This window comes from Daejeonella sp. (assembly GCF_030684675.1).
Classification (GTDB): domain Bacteria; phylum Bacteroidota; class Bacteroidia; order Sphingobacteriales; family Sphingobacteriaceae; genus Daejeonella.
The window spans coordinates 61365-77830 of record NZ_JAUXXZ010000052.1 but is presented as its reverse complement, the minus strand read 5'-3'; the positions used below and the strand labels follow the sequence as shown (position 1 = coordinate 77830).

General features: G+C 38.3%; 21 protein-coding genes. 10 read left to right on the top strand and 11 right to left on the bottom strand.

From position 1 onward, the window contains the following. Positions 1–4: 4 nt before the first annotated feature. Complete coding sequence (locus Q8M41_RS11565) at positions 5–1381, top strand: exonuclease domain-containing protein (RefSeq protein ID WP_305365436.1); 1377 nt, start codon at positions 5–7, stop codon at positions 1379–1381. 169 nt (positions 1382–1550) lie between these two features. After that, entirely contained in the window at positions 1551–1853 is a 303-nt protein-coding gene (locus Q8M41_RS11560) for a hypothetical protein (RefSeq protein WP_305365435.1), read from the top strand. Between the two features lie 94 nt (positions 1854–1947). Here the strand turns inward: Q8M41_RS11560 and Q8M41_RS11555 are convergent, their stop codons facing one another. Further along, positions 1948–2229, bottom strand: a complete 282-nt coding sequence (locus Q8M41_RS11555; protein ID WP_305365434.1) for a pyrimidine/purine nucleoside phosphorylase — start codon at positions 2227–2229, stop codon at positions 1948–1950. A 190-nt stretch (positions 2230–2419) separates the two neighbouring features. Between Q8M41_RS11555 and Q8M41_RS11550 the strand changes: the two genes are divergently transcribed. Next, complete coding sequence (locus tag Q8M41_RS11550) at positions 2420–3442, top strand: glycosyltransferase family protein (RefSeq protein WP_305365433.1); 1023 nt, start codon at positions 2420–2422, stop codon at positions 3440–3442. Between the two features lie 27 nt (positions 3443–3469). On the opposite strand, the gene Q8M41_RS11545 is transcribed toward Q8M41_RS11550, so the two are convergent. The 8 genes from Q8M41_RS11545 to trpS all read right to left on the bottom strand — a co-directional run bounded on the left by Q8M41_RS11545 (position 3470) and on the right by trpS (position 9872). Further along, complete coding sequence (locus Q8M41_RS11545; protein WP_305365432.1) at positions 3470–3841, bottom strand: VOC family protein; 372 nt, start codon at positions 3839–3841, stop codon at positions 3470–3472. Positions 3842–3858: 17 nt separating this feature from the next. After that, positions 3859–4731, bottom strand: coding sequence for a cysteine synthase CysM (gene cysM, locus Q8M41_RS11540; protein WP_305365431.1), 873 nt, complete (start codon positions 4729–4731; stop codon positions 3859–3861). 4 nt (positions 4732–4735) lie between these two features. Continuing rightward, positions 4736–5551, bottom strand: coding sequence for a serine O-acetyltransferase EpsC (gene epsC / locus Q8M41_RS11535; RefSeq protein ID WP_305365430.1), 816 nt, complete (start codon positions 5549–5551; stop codon positions 4736–4738). Between the two features lie 95 nt (positions 5552–5646). Beyond that, positions 5647–6222, bottom strand: coding sequence for a pentapeptide repeat-containing protein (locus Q8M41_RS11530; RefSeq protein WP_305365429.1), 576 nt, complete (start codon positions 6220–6222; stop codon positions 5647–5649). A 22-nt stretch (positions 6223–6244) separates the two neighbouring features. Then, positions 6245–7336 (bottom strand): serine hydrolase, encoded by a 1092-nt coding sequence (locus Q8M41_RS11525; RefSeq protein ID WP_305365428.1) that lies wholly within the window; start codon positions 7334–7336, stop codon positions 6245–6247. A gap of 81 nt (positions 7337–7417) precedes the next feature. Beyond that, positions 7418–8158 (bottom strand): 3-deoxy-manno-octulosonate cytidylyltransferase, encoded by a 741-nt coding sequence (kdsB, locus tag Q8M41_RS11520; protein ID WP_305365427.1) that lies wholly within the window; start codon positions 8156–8158, stop codon positions 7418–7420. Positions 8159–8183: 25 nt separating this feature from the next. Next, positions 8184–8798 carry a deoxynucleoside kinase gene (locus tag Q8M41_RS11515; protein WP_305365426.1) on the bottom strand — a complete coding sequence of 205 codons (615 nt, stop codon included), beginning with the start codon at positions 8796–8798 and terminating at the stop codon, positions 8184–8186. 78 nt (positions 8799–8876) lie between these two features. Then, the gene (trpS, locus tag Q8M41_RS11510; RefSeq protein WP_305365425.1) at positions 8877–9872 is read right to left on the bottom strand and encodes a tryptophan--tRNA ligase; all 996 of its coding nucleotides are present in this window, start codon (positions 9870–9872) and stop codon (positions 8877–8879) included. A gap of 98 nt (positions 9873–9970) precedes the next feature. Between trpS and Q8M41_RS11505 the strand changes: the two genes are divergently transcribed. The 6 genes from Q8M41_RS11505 (at position 9971) to Q8M41_RS11480 (ending at position 13164) form a co-directional block, all read left to right on the top strand. Further along, the gene (locus tag Q8M41_RS11505; protein WP_305365424.1) at positions 9971–10720 is read left to right on the top strand and encodes a 1-acyl-sn-glycerol-3-phosphate acyltransferase; all 750 of its coding nucleotides are present in this window, start codon (positions 9971–9973) and stop codon (positions 10718–10720) included. A 39-nt stretch (positions 10721–10759) separates the two neighbouring features. Then, positions 10760–11053, top strand: a complete 294-nt coding sequence (gene gatC / locus Q8M41_RS11500; RefSeq protein WP_305365423.1) for an Asp-tRNA(Asn)/Glu-tRNA(Gln) amidotransferase subunit GatC — start codon at positions 10760–10762, stop codon at positions 11051–11053. Between the two features lie 52 nt (positions 11054–11105). After that, positions 11106–11867: an ABC transporter ATP-binding protein gene (locus tag Q8M41_RS11495; RefSeq protein WP_305365422.1), complete on the top strand. Its 762-nt coding sequence runs from the start codon at positions 11106–11108 to the stop codon at positions 11865–11867. A 154-nt stretch (positions 11868–12021) separates the two neighbouring features. Further along, a complete protein-coding gene (locus Q8M41_RS11490) occupies positions 12022–12570 on the top strand; it encodes a cob(I)yrinic acid a,c-diamide adenosyltransferase (protein WP_305365421.1) in 549 nt (182 codons plus the stop codon). An 83-nt stretch (positions 12571–12653) separates the two neighbouring features. After that, positions 12654–12875, top strand: a complete 222-nt coding sequence (locus tag Q8M41_RS11485) for a DUF2795 domain-containing protein (protein WP_002996718.1) — start codon at positions 12654–12656, stop codon at positions 12873–12875. Between the two features lie 133 nt (positions 12876–13008). After that, a complete protein-coding gene (locus tag Q8M41_RS11480; protein WP_305365420.1) occupies positions 13009–13164 on the top strand; it encodes a lmo0937 family membrane protein in 156 nt (51 codons plus the stop codon). Positions 13165–13208: 44 nt separating this feature from the next. Here Q8M41_RS11480 and Q8M41_RS11475 read toward each other — a convergent pair whose 3' ends face one another. Together Q8M41_RS11475 and queA are read right to left on the bottom strand one after the other, a co-directional pair. Continuing rightward, positions 13209–13880, bottom strand: coding sequence for a 2-C-methyl-D-erythritol 4-phosphate cytidylyltransferase (locus Q8M41_RS11475; protein WP_305365419.1), 672 nt, complete (start codon positions 13878–13880; stop codon positions 13209–13211). Between the two features lie 80 nt (positions 13881–13960). Next, complete coding sequence (gene queA / locus Q8M41_RS11470; protein WP_305365418.1) at positions 13961–15010, bottom strand: tRNA preQ1(34) S-adenosylmethionine ribosyltransferase-isomerase QueA; 1050 nt, start codon at positions 15008–15010, stop codon at positions 13961–13963. Between the two features lie 152 nt (positions 15011–15162). Here queA and Q8M41_RS11465 point away from each other — a divergent pair, with 152 nt between their 5' ends. Further along, positions 15163–16410, top strand: a complete 1248-nt coding sequence (locus Q8M41_RS11465) for an ABC transporter permease (RefSeq protein ID WP_305365417.1) — start codon at positions 15163–15165, stop codon at positions 16408–16410. The last annotated feature ends 56 nt before the right edge of the window (positions 16411–16466 follow it).

Genomic DNA, 16466 nt, shown 5'->3' with positions numbered 1-16466 from the left:
AAGAATGTATGCTATAGTCGATATTGAAACAACCGGAGGGCATGCAAGTGCCAATGGGATCACTGAAGTTGCAATATTGGTACATGATGGCCAGGAGGTTATTAAGCAATTCAAAACATTAATCAATCCGTTAAAGCCTATTCCAATATATGTTCAGGCGTTTACCGGTATAGATGATGAAATGGTTAGTAAAGCTCCGAAATTTCAGGATATTGCCCATCAGATATATGAACTTCTGCATGATAAAGTGTTCGTAGCACATAATGTCAATTTCGATTTTTCTTTTCTTCATTTTCATCTTGCTGCTGCCGGCTTTAATTTGCAGACAAAAAAGCTATGCACAGTGCGTTTAAGCCGAAAAATCATTCCCGGACTGGCGTCTTATAGCCTGGGGAGATTATGTAAGGAGGTTGGAATAGAAATTCAGGACAGACATCGCGCATTGGGTGATGCTCTGGCAACTGCAAAGCTTTTTTCAATGCTGATTGAACAGGATAAGGATGGACATATCAGCAAAACCCTGAATCAACGATCAAGGGAACAATCACTCCCGCCTCATCTTCCAAAAGAAGATATGGACAAACTCCCAACTGTTCCCGGAATCTATTATTTTCATAACTCAAAGTCGAAAGTTATTTATGTGGGGAAGGCAAAGAATATCCGGAAAAGAGTAGCAAGTCATTTTGCAAATAATAAACCGGGGAGGCAAAAGCAGGATTTTTTGAGGGAAATTCATCACATAACCTTTCAGGAATGTGGTACCGAACTCATGTCATTGATTCTTGAAGCCGTTGAGATCAAACGTCTGTGGCCTGCTTATAATCGATCCTTGAAACGATTTGAATATGCATATGCTTTGTATTCATTTGAGGATCAGAATGGTTATATGCGTCTGGTTATCGACAGAAAGAAAAAATTCTCGAAACCGCACTATACCTTCAATGGTATCGCCGAAGGTTATAATCTGATCAAAAGCCTGATTGCCGGATTTAACCTCTGTCCTAAGCTTTGCTTTGTTCAGCGTAATAATGAGCCCTGCATCCCAATAGGAGAGGAGTCCTGCAAAGGAGCTTGCGAACAGCTCGAATCGGTTGACTTATATAATGAACGGGTAATTGTGGCGTTAAATAGCCTGAGTTCGGTGCTTCCGGGCTTTTTGCTGATTGATGTAGGCCGAACATTTGAGGAAAAGAGTTGTTTATTGATAGAGAATGGTCAGTTTTTTGGGATGGGTTATATTGCTTCTGATTTAGCTCAGGCTGATATCAGTTTAGTAAAAAAGCATTTAACACCTTACCCTGAGAATGACTACATCCGAAATATGATTTTGAATGCAGCACTCCGTTTTCCGCATAAAGTAAGAGATATTTATGTGAATTAAACTACACTGATTCCTGAATTTGGGACAGTTTAATTTCAAATGTCATCTATATCTGCTTCAAAATGTATATAAACTTTATGGAATAATAATTGCCTTAAGGTTAATGTCTAAAAATGGGAGCATTTTTTAATTTTTATCATTAACTTAAAGAAACTTAAATCAAAAAACAATGAAAAAGCAAATCTACCTTTTACTAACTGCTATCCTTTTAGCATCAAGTTCAGTTATGGCAAATGAGGTAAAGTCAAAGCCTGCATTAACAGAAAATCAGATTGCCCGTGTTGCTGAAATCACCCGCAGAGTTGAAGAAATCAAAAACATGGACAGATCTGACCTAAGTCGTGTAGAGCGTAAAGCATTACGTAATGAACTTCTTGAGATGAAGAAAGAAGTTAAAGCAACTAGCGGTGGTGTTTATCTTTCTGTTGGTGCTATTATTATTATCCTTTTAATCTTGATCCTGATTTTATAAGCCGGTCTTCATCGAGATTCTATAAACCTATGAAAAACGAAAAAGCTGCTCTTTAATAAGGCAGCTTTTTTTATTTAATAAAATTGAAAGCGAACTATTTGTATTTACACAAATAAGAGGTTTGAGACGAGGCACGAACTTTAAAAGATTGGTTTGCATCAATTTCAAATGCATCTCCTTTTCGAAAAGTTTCCCAGTTGTTATTTCCAGGTAATTTAACCTCCAGTTCACCTTCTATAATTAGCATGGTTTCATGCATGGATGTCCCGAATTCATACTCACCACTTTCAATGACACCAATTGTTGATTTTCCTTCGGGAGACTGATACCCAAGAGATTTTACTGAACCTTCAAAATATTCGCTTACTGTTATCATAAAATGTATTGTTTGCCTGCGAATTTAAAAAAATATATTGTCTCATGCTTTCCTTAAATCAAATCAACTACAAACCAATGCTTTATAATTGAGGTATGTTCAAGCCAATTATCATACGTTCCAATATGAAAGCAAACACCAGCTTTCTCATAGTTTTTTTGCAATTTAGAAGCTGTAAATATCAAGGTAAATGAGAATACTGTATGCTATTCAGGGCACAGGAAATGGGCATTTGAGCAGGGCGATGGATATAATTCCATGTCTCATGAAGCATGCTGAGGTTCATATTCTTGTCAGTGGTATTCAGGGCGATCTTGTTCTGCCTTATCAGCTTAGCTATAAAATGAGAGGGCTGAGTTTTATTTTTGGTAAGTCGGGAGGTGTTGATATTTGGAAGACATGTATAAAATCAAATATCCGAAAACTTGTAAAAGAAATTAACTCTCTTCCTGTTGAAGAATATGATCTTGTAATCAATGATTTTGAACCTGTCTCTGCCTGGGCATGCTATGAAAAGAATGTTCCTTGTATTGGTTTAAGTCATCAGTCGGCAGTACTTGCTGATGAAGCGCCGAAAACAGATAATAACGACGTAGTCGGAAAGCTTATTCTCAAAAATTATGCCCCCAATACCGCTCAGTATGGATTTCATTTCAAAGCTTATGCTGAAAATATATTCACACCGGTAATCAGGAAACAGGTTAGAGATGAGGAAGTTCAGAATCAGGGACATTATACCGTCTATTTGCCGGCTTATGATGATCCTCGTTTGATCGCTACACTTACTAAGTTCAAGAATGTGAATTGGGATGTGTTCTCAAAGCATAACCATCGGCCTTACAGGACTAAGAATGTTTCTGTTCAGCCCATTCATAATGAACGTTTTATAAGGAGTATGGCAAGTTCTGAGGGAATACTTTGTGGTGCCGGTTTTGAAACACCTGCAGAAGCATTATACATGAAAAAGAAGCTTTTGGTTGTTCCGATGAAAAATCAATATGAGCAGCAATTAAATGCTGCGGCTTTAAGTCAGATGGGAGTACCGGTCATCAGAAATTTAAACGACCGGTTTGATATAGTCATCAATAACTGGATAGAATCCAAAAGAATTATTGAGGTAGATTATCCGGATAGAACACAGGAGATCATTGATCAGATCATTGAAAAACATTGTAGTATTGCAGTGATCAGGGATATCCGTAAATCTGGTTAACCGATTTAGGATTCTGAATTTTAGAAATTACTCGCTAAGCATTACATAAGCGCCGGCAGGATCCTGTATCAAACAATAATAGCCCTCACCCATTTTTCGTTTATTACCTAATACTTTACCTCCAAGTTTTTTGCAGGTCTCAAGACTTTCATCCAAATTTTCTACCATAATATACATCAGCCATTGTGCAGGAATATCCTTATTGACTCCTCTAGCGTGGCAGATACCGGCAACAACTTCAGAATCTCCCGGACTCTTGATTAAGAAATCATCATATTCCCCCATACTCAATCCTTCTTTTTTCCAGCCAGTAACCTGCTGATAAAAATCGCTGATTTGTACCGCGTCGTCGACTGTAAGATCATGCCACATAATCTTACCTGTTTTTTTCTTTGCCATAAATTTTGCGCTTATTTTTAACCGAAAAGTGTACTGCTGAGATATCTGTCTCCACGATCACAGGCTATAAAGACAATCAGGCCTTCATCGAGTTCAGAGGCCAGCCTTATAGCCGCTGATGCAGCACCGCCACTGCTCATTCCTGCAAATATCCCTTCAACTTTTGCAAGCTTTCTGGCCATTTCTGTTGCCTCAGCTTCTGAAATATCCATGATACGATCAACACGTTCAGGCTCAAAAATTTTAGGTAAGTATTCAACAGGCCAGCGGCGAATTCCGGGAATGGACGAGTCTTCAGTAGGCTGGCAACCTATGATCTGTATTTCAGAATTTTTTTCTTTGAGAAACCTTGAGCAACCCATAATAGTCCCGGTTGTACCCATAGAACTGACAAAATGAGTGATTTTTTGTCCGGTATCATTCCATAGCTCAGGCCCGGTAGTTTTATAATGAGCAAGGGAATTGTCGGGATTTGCAAATTGATTAAGTAAAAAGCTTTCACCATTTGCTGCTTTTTCTTCGGCATAATCACGGCATAATTCTATTCCTTCTAGCAAAGTTACCTGGGCTCCGAAGGCTTCCATGGTTAAAGTACGCTCACGGGTCGAATTGGATGGCATAACAAGCTCAATTTCAAGATCGTACAAGCGTGCAATCATAGCCAGGGCTATGCCTGTATTGCCGCTAGTAGCTTCAATTAAGCGGGATCCTTTTCTGATATCTCCACGCTCCAGTGCACTCCTGATCATGTTGAGTGCTGCACGGTCCTTAACACTTCCTCCCGGGTTATTGCCCTCAAGTTTCGCATAGATCTGAACTTTGGGATTTGGATTCAGCTTTTTAATTTCAACTAATGGCGTATTTCCAACCAGATCAATTATTCCTGCCATTTTATTATTTATTTTTGCTTTTTTCGCTGGATATGACTACCTCAGAAGTGTTGTAAACTGATGAATCGGGAGGTATACTTTTTGTTAGCCAAACATTCCCTCCAATTATACTACCATGGCCAATAACGGTTTCACCTCCTAATATTGTTGCACCCGAGTATACTACCACCCGGTCTTCAATTGTTGGATGTCTTTTCGTATTGGCCATACTTTTATCGACACTCAGTGCACCCAGGGTTACTCCCTGATACATTTTCACGTGTTTTCCAATTTTACAGGTCTCTCCAATAACAATACCTGTTCCATGATCGATATGAAAGTACTCACCGATCTGGGCTGCAGGATGAATATCAATTCCTGTTTTTGAATGGGCATATTCAGTGAAAATTCTAGGTAATAATGGTATACCCAGACTGTAAAGAGCATGCGCCAGTCTGTAGAAGGAGATTGCATAAAAACCAGGATATGCCCGGATTACCTCAAACTCGCTTTTGGCTGCCGGATCCCCATCAAAAATAGCTTTAATGTCAGTGTTTAACACCCGGAACAATTCAGGTATCTGTGCAAAAAAGTCTTTAGCCAGCTTGGAATTATCACAGTGAACACAGGCTTTTGTGGCTTCCATCATATGACATAGTTCAGTCTCAAGCCTTTGAAACTCCTGCTTTAATTCATTAACTGAATTTAGCGCTCGTTTGGATTGTTCAGGATAGAGCAGTCTGAAAAGTTCCAGTGCCCATCTTGAAATCTCCTTGTTAGAAGGAACGGCATCTGCATCTTGTTGTTTTTTGAAAATATGATTGAAAAAATCCTCGTTCATCTTTATTTTAAAGCCAGTATTCTTCGATGGTTTATAATGCAAGTTTAACTAAAAGAATGTTGTCGATTTGTAAAAAACGTAGCACATTTAAATTCTTAAATACTACTATCAATTTCAATATCGTATTTGTCTAAAAGCCCTGAAATTTCCAATATTGAAAATTTCGCTTTTCTGATCCTGTTGTTTTCAGGATCAATGGAATAATTTAATGAAGTCCGAAAATCTGCTTTTTCAAGAATAGTGTTCTCAAATGTAACTCCGGCCAAATCGCAATTTTGGAAAACAGAGCCTGTAAGATCACATTCGGTAAAATCTGCATCTTTAAGGTTGGAGTTTTTAAAATTCGTTTTTTTGATCTTTGTCCTGTAAAAAGAAGAATGGCTGAGTTGGCAATCTTCAAATGAAAATGCCAGTCCAAACTCATTGCAATTTTCAAAATGGAGTCCTAACATTTTAGATTCTTTAAAAATTACATCCCGAAATGCAGTCCTTTCCAGTTTAACCATACTCAAATTACAACCGATAAATTCAACCTCAGTAAATTTTATCTCAGAGAGGTTAATATTTGTAAAGTCGCATTGCCTGAATATACAATTTTCATACTCCCCCTGTTCGAAGGGTATCTCATTGAATTTGACTCTTTCGAATGTTTTATCAACGATATAATTCATTTTTTACGCTTTCGTCTTCACATTAACGTGTTAACTGGTGTAAACTGAAGACCTCAGCAGGACTGCTGACACCTTCGGCATTCAATACCTCAAGTATTCTTTTAAACGGTTCAGAATTGCCTGCAATATTCGAAAAATAAACAATGGATGTTTTTTGTGAAGGAATGTTAATTGAATAAGTGCTGAAACCGCAGGTGCTACCGGAGTGGAATAGTGCAGGAATACCTTTATCGAAGTAAAACCAGCCTGGACCATAAAAACTACCCGTTACTTCTTTTATTGGAACATTAAGTCGAGACAGTACAGAAGGCATATTGACAAGGCTGTTATTCCAAATTCCATGAGTCCATTTTTTATAATCGCTTAATGAGCAATACACCCCGCCATCACCTTTGATTGCGCTGGTGGAACTCTGATCATTTGCATAGAGCTTTTTGTCTTTATCCCGGGCAAAACCCATCGAACGATTAGGTATTTTTACTTCAGACTCATAAACCAGAGAGTTTTTCATTTTAAGGGGCTTGAAAATTCTTTTTTTCATGAACTCAGGAAAGGATTGGCCTGATACCCGTTCTATGATCAGGGCCAAAAGTGCATAAGCAGAATTGCTGTACCTGAATTCAGTACCCGGATTGAAATAGGTTTTATGCTGCGTTTTTAAGATGTTTAATACATCGATGTCCAGTAGCTGTTTGCTGCTACTATTGTCCATAAGTTCTTCATAATCAAGCATTCCGGATGTATGGGTTATTAAATGCCTCAAAAGAATTTTATGGCTTAATTCCACAGGTAATTCAGGAAAGAATTTGGAAATAGGGTCATCTAATGAAAGTTTCTGATCCTTTTCTAACAGGAGCATGCACATGGCAGTAAATTGTTTTGAAACGGAAGCGAGCCTGAAATTGGTTCTAGAATCAATACTTTTTTTACGATCAGTATCCCCCAAACCAAAACCCTTATTATAAATTGTCTTACCGTTGGTTTCAATATACAATGCTATTCCGGGTTCCCCTGACTGAATACTGTCATTGATTACTGAATCCAGACGTTTTTCCAGTTGTGCAAATGCAGAATGACTGATCATAAGGAAACAGATGGCTGCCAGGTATTTCATATTAAGCTTGATTATATCTTCTGACAATTTAAATAAATAATTCAGAAGGCTGAATGTCTGTGAAAATTTGATGATAAATTTTCAGGGCTGGATCAATTTGAGTAATTTTTCCAGGTCTTCAGGAGTATCTATAGCCTGGCTTTCCTGATTGGTGATTGCCGCATGAATCCGGTATCCGTTTTCTATCCATCGTAGTTGTTCCAGAGCCTCAGCAGTTTCGAGGCCTGATAAGGGTAGCTTAGTGAGATTCTTTAACGTCTCAGTTCTGAATCCGTAAACCCCAATGTGTTTGAAAAAGGTATAATGTTCTATCCAGGTCTCTCTTGCTTTACCTCTCAGAAATGGAATCGCAGTTCTGCTAAAAAGTATGGCCTCCTTGTTTTTATTGAGGATAACCTTGGGAGTATTCTCATTAAAAAGCTCATCATTCGTACTGATTTTCTTAACCAGTGTTGCAATAGAAGTCTGTGGATCTTCAAAGCATTTGCATAAAAGATCGATTTGATTTGGATCGATCATGGGCTCATCACCCTGAATGTTAATGAGGATATCAAATTCAGGGCAGTTATTTGCTACTTCAGCACAGCGGTCGGTACCGCTCTGATGCTTATTGGAGGTCATTGCGACATTTCCTCCGAATAAGCTTACATGATCTGCGATGCGCTGATCATCGGTGGCTACAATTACTTTGCTAAGTGAAGATGATTTTAAACACTGTCCATAGACGCGTTCTATCATACTTTTACCTGCAATATCGATCAATGGCTTTCCGGGAAAGCGGCTGGATTCGTAACGGGCAGGGATGACTCCGAGTATCCTCATTGGACAAAATATTATTTGCTACGAATTAAAACAATCCGTTTATTTCCCTCTCAATGCTGTTAATAACAAAGCCAAGATCCTCAGGCTTATTGGCGAAATCGAGTTTATCCTTGTCAAGAATCAGTAATTTACCCTGAGTATAGGAGTCGATCCACTTTTTGTATTTCTCATTTAGTTTTGAGAGATAATCAAGCCTGATCCCTGCCTCATATTCCCTGCCTCTTCGTTGAATATTATTGACAAGAGTAGGTACAGACGCTCTCAGATAAATCAGCAGGTCTGGTGGTTTTATGAAAGAGGTGATATTATCAAAGATTGCGCGGTAGTTTTCATAATCCCGTGAGGTCATTAAACCCATATCATGCAGGTTCTCTGCAAAAATATAGGCATCCTCATAAATAGTACGATCCTGGATGATGTTGCGGTTTTCGGTTTGAAGTTCCAGGATTTGCTGGAAACGACTATTCAAAAAATAGATCTGGAGATTAAAACTCCAGCGTTTCATATCACTATAAAAATCTTCCAGATAGGGGTTATTCTCAACAGCTTCGAACTGCGCTTCATAACTCAAATGTTTGGCAAGTAATTCTGTCAGAGTAGTTTTACCTGCTCCGATATTTCCAACGATAGCTATGTGCATGATAATTATGGTAAGTGCAAAGCGATGGCCGCAAAGCGTGTCTTAAAATACAAATTGTTTTTTTTAATCAAGCTAAATTTAGAAACTTTTAAATCCAATGATCTGGCGCACCTCTCTGATCGTTTTAGAAGCACTTTCGCGAGCTTTTATTGCTCCAAACCGGGCAACCTCCCTTAAATAGGTCTCGTCCCGGGCAATTTCATTGATTCTCTCACGGATTGGTGCTGTAGAAAGAATCATATCCTCAGCAAGCTGCTTCTTAAAATCACCGTAGCGTATTGCACACTGATTATATAGGGAATCAAAATGATCATAAGTATCAGCAGATGAAACGATTTTCATCAGGTCGAACAGGTTTTGAATTGCCTCGGGTTTTTGCTGATTTTCTTCGGTTGGCCCCCCGTCACTAACGGCTCGCATTACTTTTTTACGAATTACTTCAGGTTCATCGGATAAATAAACAGCATTACCTTCACCTTCAGATTTACCCATTTTTCCCTTGCCATCAAGACCCGGAACTTTAACGAGTTTCTCAGTAAAATTAAATGCAAAAGGTTCAGGGAAATACTCTGTTTTATATAATCTGTTGAAACGATTTCCGAAAGTTCTTGACATTTCCAGGTGCTGTTCCTGGTCCTTTCCAACAGGAACCTTGGTCGCTTTATGGATAAGAATATCTGCAGCCATAAGTACCGGGTAGGTCAGTAATCCTGCATTAACGTTGTCGGGATGAGCGCGAACTTTATCTTTGAATGAGGTGCTTCTTTCGAGTTCGCCCAAATAGGCATTCATATTCAGATAAAGGTATAACTCTGCAATTTCAGGAACATCTGATTGAACATAAATAGTTGCTTTTTCAGGGTCAATTCCAGCAGCAAGGTACTCTACCAGCACCTGCTTTACGTTACCATGTAAATCTTCGGGCGTAGGATGGGTAGTCAGTGAATGATAATCAGCTATAAAAAAATAGCAATTATATTCATTCTGCATCTGAACAAAGTTCTTTACAGCGCCATAGAAATTCCCTAAATGCAGTTTACCGGTACTGCGGATACCACTTACAACAGTTTCCATAAGCCGCGAAATTAAGGATTTTTTCTGAACTAAGGCTGAGCAGGTTCAAAACCAGGTCTAATCTGAAAACATCAATGTAATTTTCTATTTTTGAGGGAATGAAAAGGCTATTTAAAAGTATTCATCTTTATTATTTTCAGATTTCACTTGCACTGATCTTTTCTACTCTTTATCCGGCAATATTCTTCTTTTCGCGCAAGCCGGTGAAGTTTCATGCAATGAACAGATTGAGATGGTATTTTAGTTATCTCAGCTCAGTATTTTCGGGTTTTATCTTCCGGTATACATTTGAAGAAAAAATTGACTGGTCAAAAAATTACATTATCTGTGCTAATCATACCTCAAATCTTGATATAACAGCCATTATTCTTCTTGCCAAACGGAATTATGTGTTTATGGGTAAGGAAGAGCTGCTGAAGAACTTTATTACAGGGATTTACTTCCGGACTATTGATATTCCATTGAACAGGGACAGTAAAATGTCGGCATTCAGAGCATTTAAAAAGGCCGGCGAAAACTTAAAGGAAGGGAAACATCTGGTGATTTTTCCGGAGGGAATGATCAGTGAATCTTATCCTCCAGTGTTACAGCCTTTCAAAAATGGTCCTTTTAAACTGGCTATTGAAAATGGAGTATCGATTTTGCCCGTTACCATACGAAATAGCTGGAATTTGATGTGGGATGATGGTAAACAGCATGGAAGTGCCCCGGGTATTTGCGATATTTGTGTTCATGCTCCGATCGGGACTAAGGAAATGAATGCGGCAGATGCCGAAGATTTGAAGGACAGGGTGTATAACATAATAAATGATTCTCTGATGATTCATGATAATGTAAAACCTTTATGAAATGGATTTTATCAATCTTATTAAAATTTAATAGAAGAAATGAAAGTAGACCTGGAAATGATTGATAAGGTAGCTCATCTTGCAAGGCTTGAAGTGCATGATGATGAAAAGCAGGGTTTGTTAGATGATATGAATAAAATTCTGACATTCATGGACAAACTCAACGAGGTTGATACCGAAGGGGTTGATCCCCTGGTTTATATGAGTGATGAGGTGAATGTTCTCCGCGAAGATTTGGTAAAACACGAGATCAGCAGGGAGCAAGCATTGAAAAATGCCCCAAAGCAGGATGGAAAATTCTTTAGGGTAGCAAAAGTGATTAATAAATCCTAATTTGAACAAAGCTGTAACAAATGGTTTATACCGGTAGTCTAAGAAGAAAAACATGGCCAAAGATCCTCTTATTACACTATTAGATATCGGCAGGAAATATGTAATCGGTGCGGAAACTATTCATGCCCTGAAATCAGTAAGTCTAACCATTGAAAAGGGTGAATTTGTTGCCCTGATGGGCCCTTCAGGGTCTGGTAAATCAACTTTAATGAATATTCTGGGTTGTCTTGATACTCCAACCAAGGGTACCTATATATTAAACGGCAATCAGGTAAGTGAGATGAGTGACAGTGAACTTGCCGAGATAAGAAATAAGGAGATTGGTTTTGTATTCCAAACCTTTAATTTATTGCCCCGTTCATCTTCCTTGGAAAATGTCGCCCTGCCATTGGTTTACGCAGGAGTAGGTCGTGCACAGCGGGAAGATCGCGCTCAAAAGACTTTGGAAAGTGTGGGTTTGGGTAACAGGGTTCATCATAAACCAAATGAGCTTTCTGGTGGGCAGCGTCAGAGGGTAGCAGTTGCCCGTGCACTTGTAAATAATCCTTCCATCATTCTGGCAGATGAGCCAACAGGTAATCTTGATACTAAAACATCTGTCGAAATAATGGGCTTATTGGAAGAGATTCATTCCAAAGGAAATACAATTATACTGGTAACTCACGAAGAGGATATTGCGCAGCATGCTCACAGAATCGTTCGTATGCGCGATGGATTGATTGAGAATGATTATTTAAACCCGAATGTTAAATCGGTGTCTCCGCGTCTGGCTGATATGCAGAACAAAGGATCTGATTTTGAGAATATACAGTAGGTTTGTAAGTTATAGGTTATAAGTTTTAAGACATCCCGAATTGTGTTCAATCGGTTTAATACCTCGGAAGTTCTTGCAAGAATAATTCTTAATATAGCTTTCTTGTAACTATATAGTGCTTTAACTTAGCCCCGTCAATTATAATTGAATTCAAATGAAAATTTATACGAAAACAGGGGATGAGGGACTAACTTCATTGATTGGTGGCACCCGTGTTCCAAAATATGATCTGAGGATTGAGAGCTATGGCACTGTTGATGAACTTAACTCATACATTGGTATGATCAGGGATCATGATATTAATTCTGCTCATAAGGACATATTGAAGGAAATTCAGGACAGATTGTTTACAATAGGTGCATCTCTTGCTTCTGATCCTGAGAAATCAAAGATGAAGATCCCTGATCTGCATTTATCAGATATTAGCTTGCTTGAGAAAGAGATCGATGCGATGAATGCCGTACTTCCAGAACTTAAGCATTTTATTTTACCAGGAGGAAGTCAGGCAGTTTCATTTTGCCATATTTCGAGATGCGTATGCAGAAGGGCGGAGCGGATAATTGTACATCTGAAGTCTGAAAGTTTTGTTGACGATAAAGTAGTGATATATCTGAACAGACTAAGTGATTACCTTTTTGTACTTGCCAGGAAATTGTGTTTCGACATCAATGTACCTGAAAATCAATGGTTTCCACGTGTATAAATAACATGTTAGAAAATAATTGATATTCTTATTTAAATTATTATATTTTTGCAAAAATTAGTATAAATCAAATTCTAAGAAATATGTATTGGACATTAGAATTAGCGTCTCATTTGGAAGACGCACCATGGCCGGCAACGAAAGACGAACTTATTGATTACGCGATTCGTTCAGGTGCTCCAGTAGAGGTTATAGAAAATCTTCAGGCTCTGGAAGACGATGGTGAACCCTATGAAAATATTGAAGAGATTTGGCCGGATTATCCCACTAAAGATGATTTCTTCTTTAATGAAGATGAATATTAAAAAAAGAGCCCTGAATTACAGGGCTCTTTTTTTGTGCTTCATTTCAGTATTATTTCCCCTAATAAATTCATGTTCGAATAATGGTACAGTTTTAGTGTTACTGATCTAGAATCATTCACTAAAACTTAAAACTATGGGAAATTTACTTTATCTGATTGCCGTTATTTTGATCATCCTTTGGATTTTCGGCGCTTTTGTCTCTCCAATAGGAGGTAATCTTATACACGTGCTTTTAGTAATCGCAATTGTTGCGATATTGCTTAGGGTAATCAGAGGAGGCTCTATATAATCTGTCTTTAAGCTTGTGCCTGTTCTGATAAGAATGGGCGCAACTTAAAATCCTGGATTCAAATAGATCTCGGCTAACCTGATATCTTCAGGGAAAGTGATCTTGAAATTTCTGTGTTCCCCTTCAATCAGGTTGATTTTTATTCCTGAACGTTCTGCAACGGAGGCATCATCGGTAAATTCATTTTCAAATTCCTGTTTATAGGCTTTTTTAAGAATGTCAGAACTAAAGGTTTGTGGAGTTTGTATGAGATATATTTCTTCCCTGTTGAGAGGAATCGTATGTTTTCCTATTTGCTGCCTAACAGAGTCTCTGCTTTTTATTGCGGCAACAGCATTTCCTGATAACTCAGCTTCCTGAAATGAACGATCAATGAGCTGGCAGCTTAAGAGTGGCCTTACTGCATCATGAATGGCAATTATTGCTTTTGATTTTATTGATTTTATTCCGTTTTTGACAGAATCGAAGCGTTGTGTCCCACCCTTTACTAGTAGGTGCGGAATGGAAAAATTATGCATTACGCAGAGGTTTTTCCAATATTGATGGAAATCGACATTAAGCACAACAATAATTTCAGGATTGTAGTCAGACTTATAGAAGGCTTCTATTGTGTGCATTAAAACAGGACGGCCTCTGAGCAGCATGAACTGTTTTGGTATTTCCGAAAGCATTCTCGAACCAGAACCTCCACCAACAATGATTGCAAAGTATTTCACAGCTCAATATATGAAAACCCCCTCAGAACCAAAAACCAGTGTTTAACTAATTTTATACCAAGAGGCTTTTTTGAAAAACCTTAGATGATAAGCATCGCATCGCCATAGCTGTAGAAGCGGTATTTCTCTTTTACAGCAACTTCATAGGCCCTCATTACGTTCTCATAACCTCCAAATGCAGCCACCATCATCAATAAAGTTGATTCAGGGGTGTGAAAGTTAGTAATCATGCAATTAGCAATACTGAAATCATATGGTGGGAAAATGAACTTACTGGTCCAGTCGTTTGCAGCTTTCAATTCTCTTCCTGCCGAAACTGCAGATTCTATGGCACGCATTGAAGTGGTACCAACAGCACATACTTTACGTTTTTCGAATATCGCTTTGTTAACAAGATCAGCATCTTTTTGGGCGATGATGAATTGCTCAGAATCCATTTTATGCTTGGTTAGATCTTCAACTTCAACAGATCTGAATGTTCCTAAGCCGACATGAAGTGTGACTTCTGCAAAATCTACTCCTTTAAGCTCAAGACGTTTCATCAGTTCGCGACTGAAATGTAAACCGGCAGTTGGAGCTGCAACAGCACCTTCATTTTTTGCAAAAATAGTCTGGTAGCGTTCTTTATCTTCTGCAGTCGCCTTACGTTTGATATATTTTGGCAGGGGTGTTTCACCCAGGATTTCAATATTTCTACGAAACTCTTCATCAGTACCATCGAATAAAAATCTGATTGTTCTTCCGCGGGATGTAGTGTTATCTACGACTTCAGCCACGAGAAGATCATCATCCCCAAAATATAATTTATTTCCAACTCTGATTTTACGGGCAGGGTCAACCAAAACATCCCAAAGGCGTAATTCGCGATTTAATTCACGAAGAAGAAAAACTTCGATGGTAGCACCGGTTTTTTCTTTATTTCCATATAAACGAGCAGGAAATACCTTAGTATTGTTTATGATCATCACATCCTTCTCGTCAAAATGTCCTAAAATATCTTTGAATATTTTATGTTCAATTGCTCCGGTTTTCTTGTCTAAGACCATTAGACGCGCTTCATCACGATTTTCTACAGGGTTATGGGCGATTAAAGAATCAGGTAAATCAAATTTGAACTGAGATAATTTCATAATGATGTTTAATGGATTTAAGGGCGCAAATTTAGCAAAATAAAACTACAAATTTAATGCCTAGTTTGGAGATTTTCTCCTGATATTTTATTATCTGATTAAATCATAGCAGAGCTGTAACGTTTTTAGTTAAATTTGGTCTAAACTGGTATATGATATTTCTCAAACTTTTAAAGGAGAGCTTCCTGTTTGCATATGAGGCACTTCGTCAGAATAAGCTCAGGACAATCTTATCATTGTTAGGAATAACGATTGGTATCATGACTATTATTGGCGTTTTTTCGGCGGTTGATACCCTTCGCAATAATATTCAGAGCAGCGTCGAAAAATTGGGAAGTAATACGATCTATATTCAGAAATGGCCATGGGTTGGTGGCCCCGATTTTCCATGGTGGAAGTACATCAGTCGTCCACAGCCCAGCCTGCGTGATTATGATAAGCTGACTGAACGTTTAATGAATGCAGAAGGAATCTCATATGAGGTCAGTGTTGGAAATCGTACCATTAAGTATAAAAACAATAGTATTGAGGGTGCACAGATTTCTGCTGCATCTCATGATTATTATAAGGTTTGGAAATTTGATTTTGAATCAGGAAGATATTTTACGGATGCTGAATCAAAAAGTGGAAGACCTATCGCCATTATTGGTTATTCGATAGCTGATGGCTTGTTTCCCAATCAGGATCCAATAGGGAAGGTTATAACGGTATTTGGAAGGAAAGTGACTATTATAGGGGTTTTTACGGAAGAGGGTGAAGATATGCTGGGTATTTCTGCCGATAAAACCGTTCTCATTCCTTTGAATTTCGCAAAAGGGGTAATAAAAGTTGAAGATGAACGCTACGGGCCACAAATTACAGTCAAGGGCAGGGAAAATATTTCTGTTAATGAGCTCGAAAGTGAATTGAAAGGGACAATGCGTTCCATACACCGGCTTTCTCCGGCAGATGATGATGATTTTTCACTTAATAAAACCACAATATTAACCGCACAGCTTGATCAGCTTTTCGGAATTATAGATTTCGCAGGAGCATTCATCGGAGGATTTTCAATTCTGGTGGGAGGATTTGGAATTGCCAATATTATGTTTGTTTCTGTAAAAGAGCGTACAAATATCATCGGAATTCAGAAGTCACTGGGAGCTAAGAATTATTTTATTATGCTTCAGTTCCTGATAGAATCTGTGCTTCTATGTCTGATAGGGGGCTTTATCGGACTGATTATTGTCTTCATACTGGCATTCGTATCCAAAACATTTTTTGATCTTACTATTGTAGTAGATATTGGTAAGGTTATTTTAACCATTGTTCTTTCAACAGCTATTGGATTAATCTCTGGGTTTATACCAGCATTCAATGCCTCAAGGCTTGATCCGGTGGAAGCGATAAGGAGTAAGTAGGATTTTTGAGTTAACGGTTACCAGTTGTCTGATGTCTGAGGTCTGATGTCTGAGGT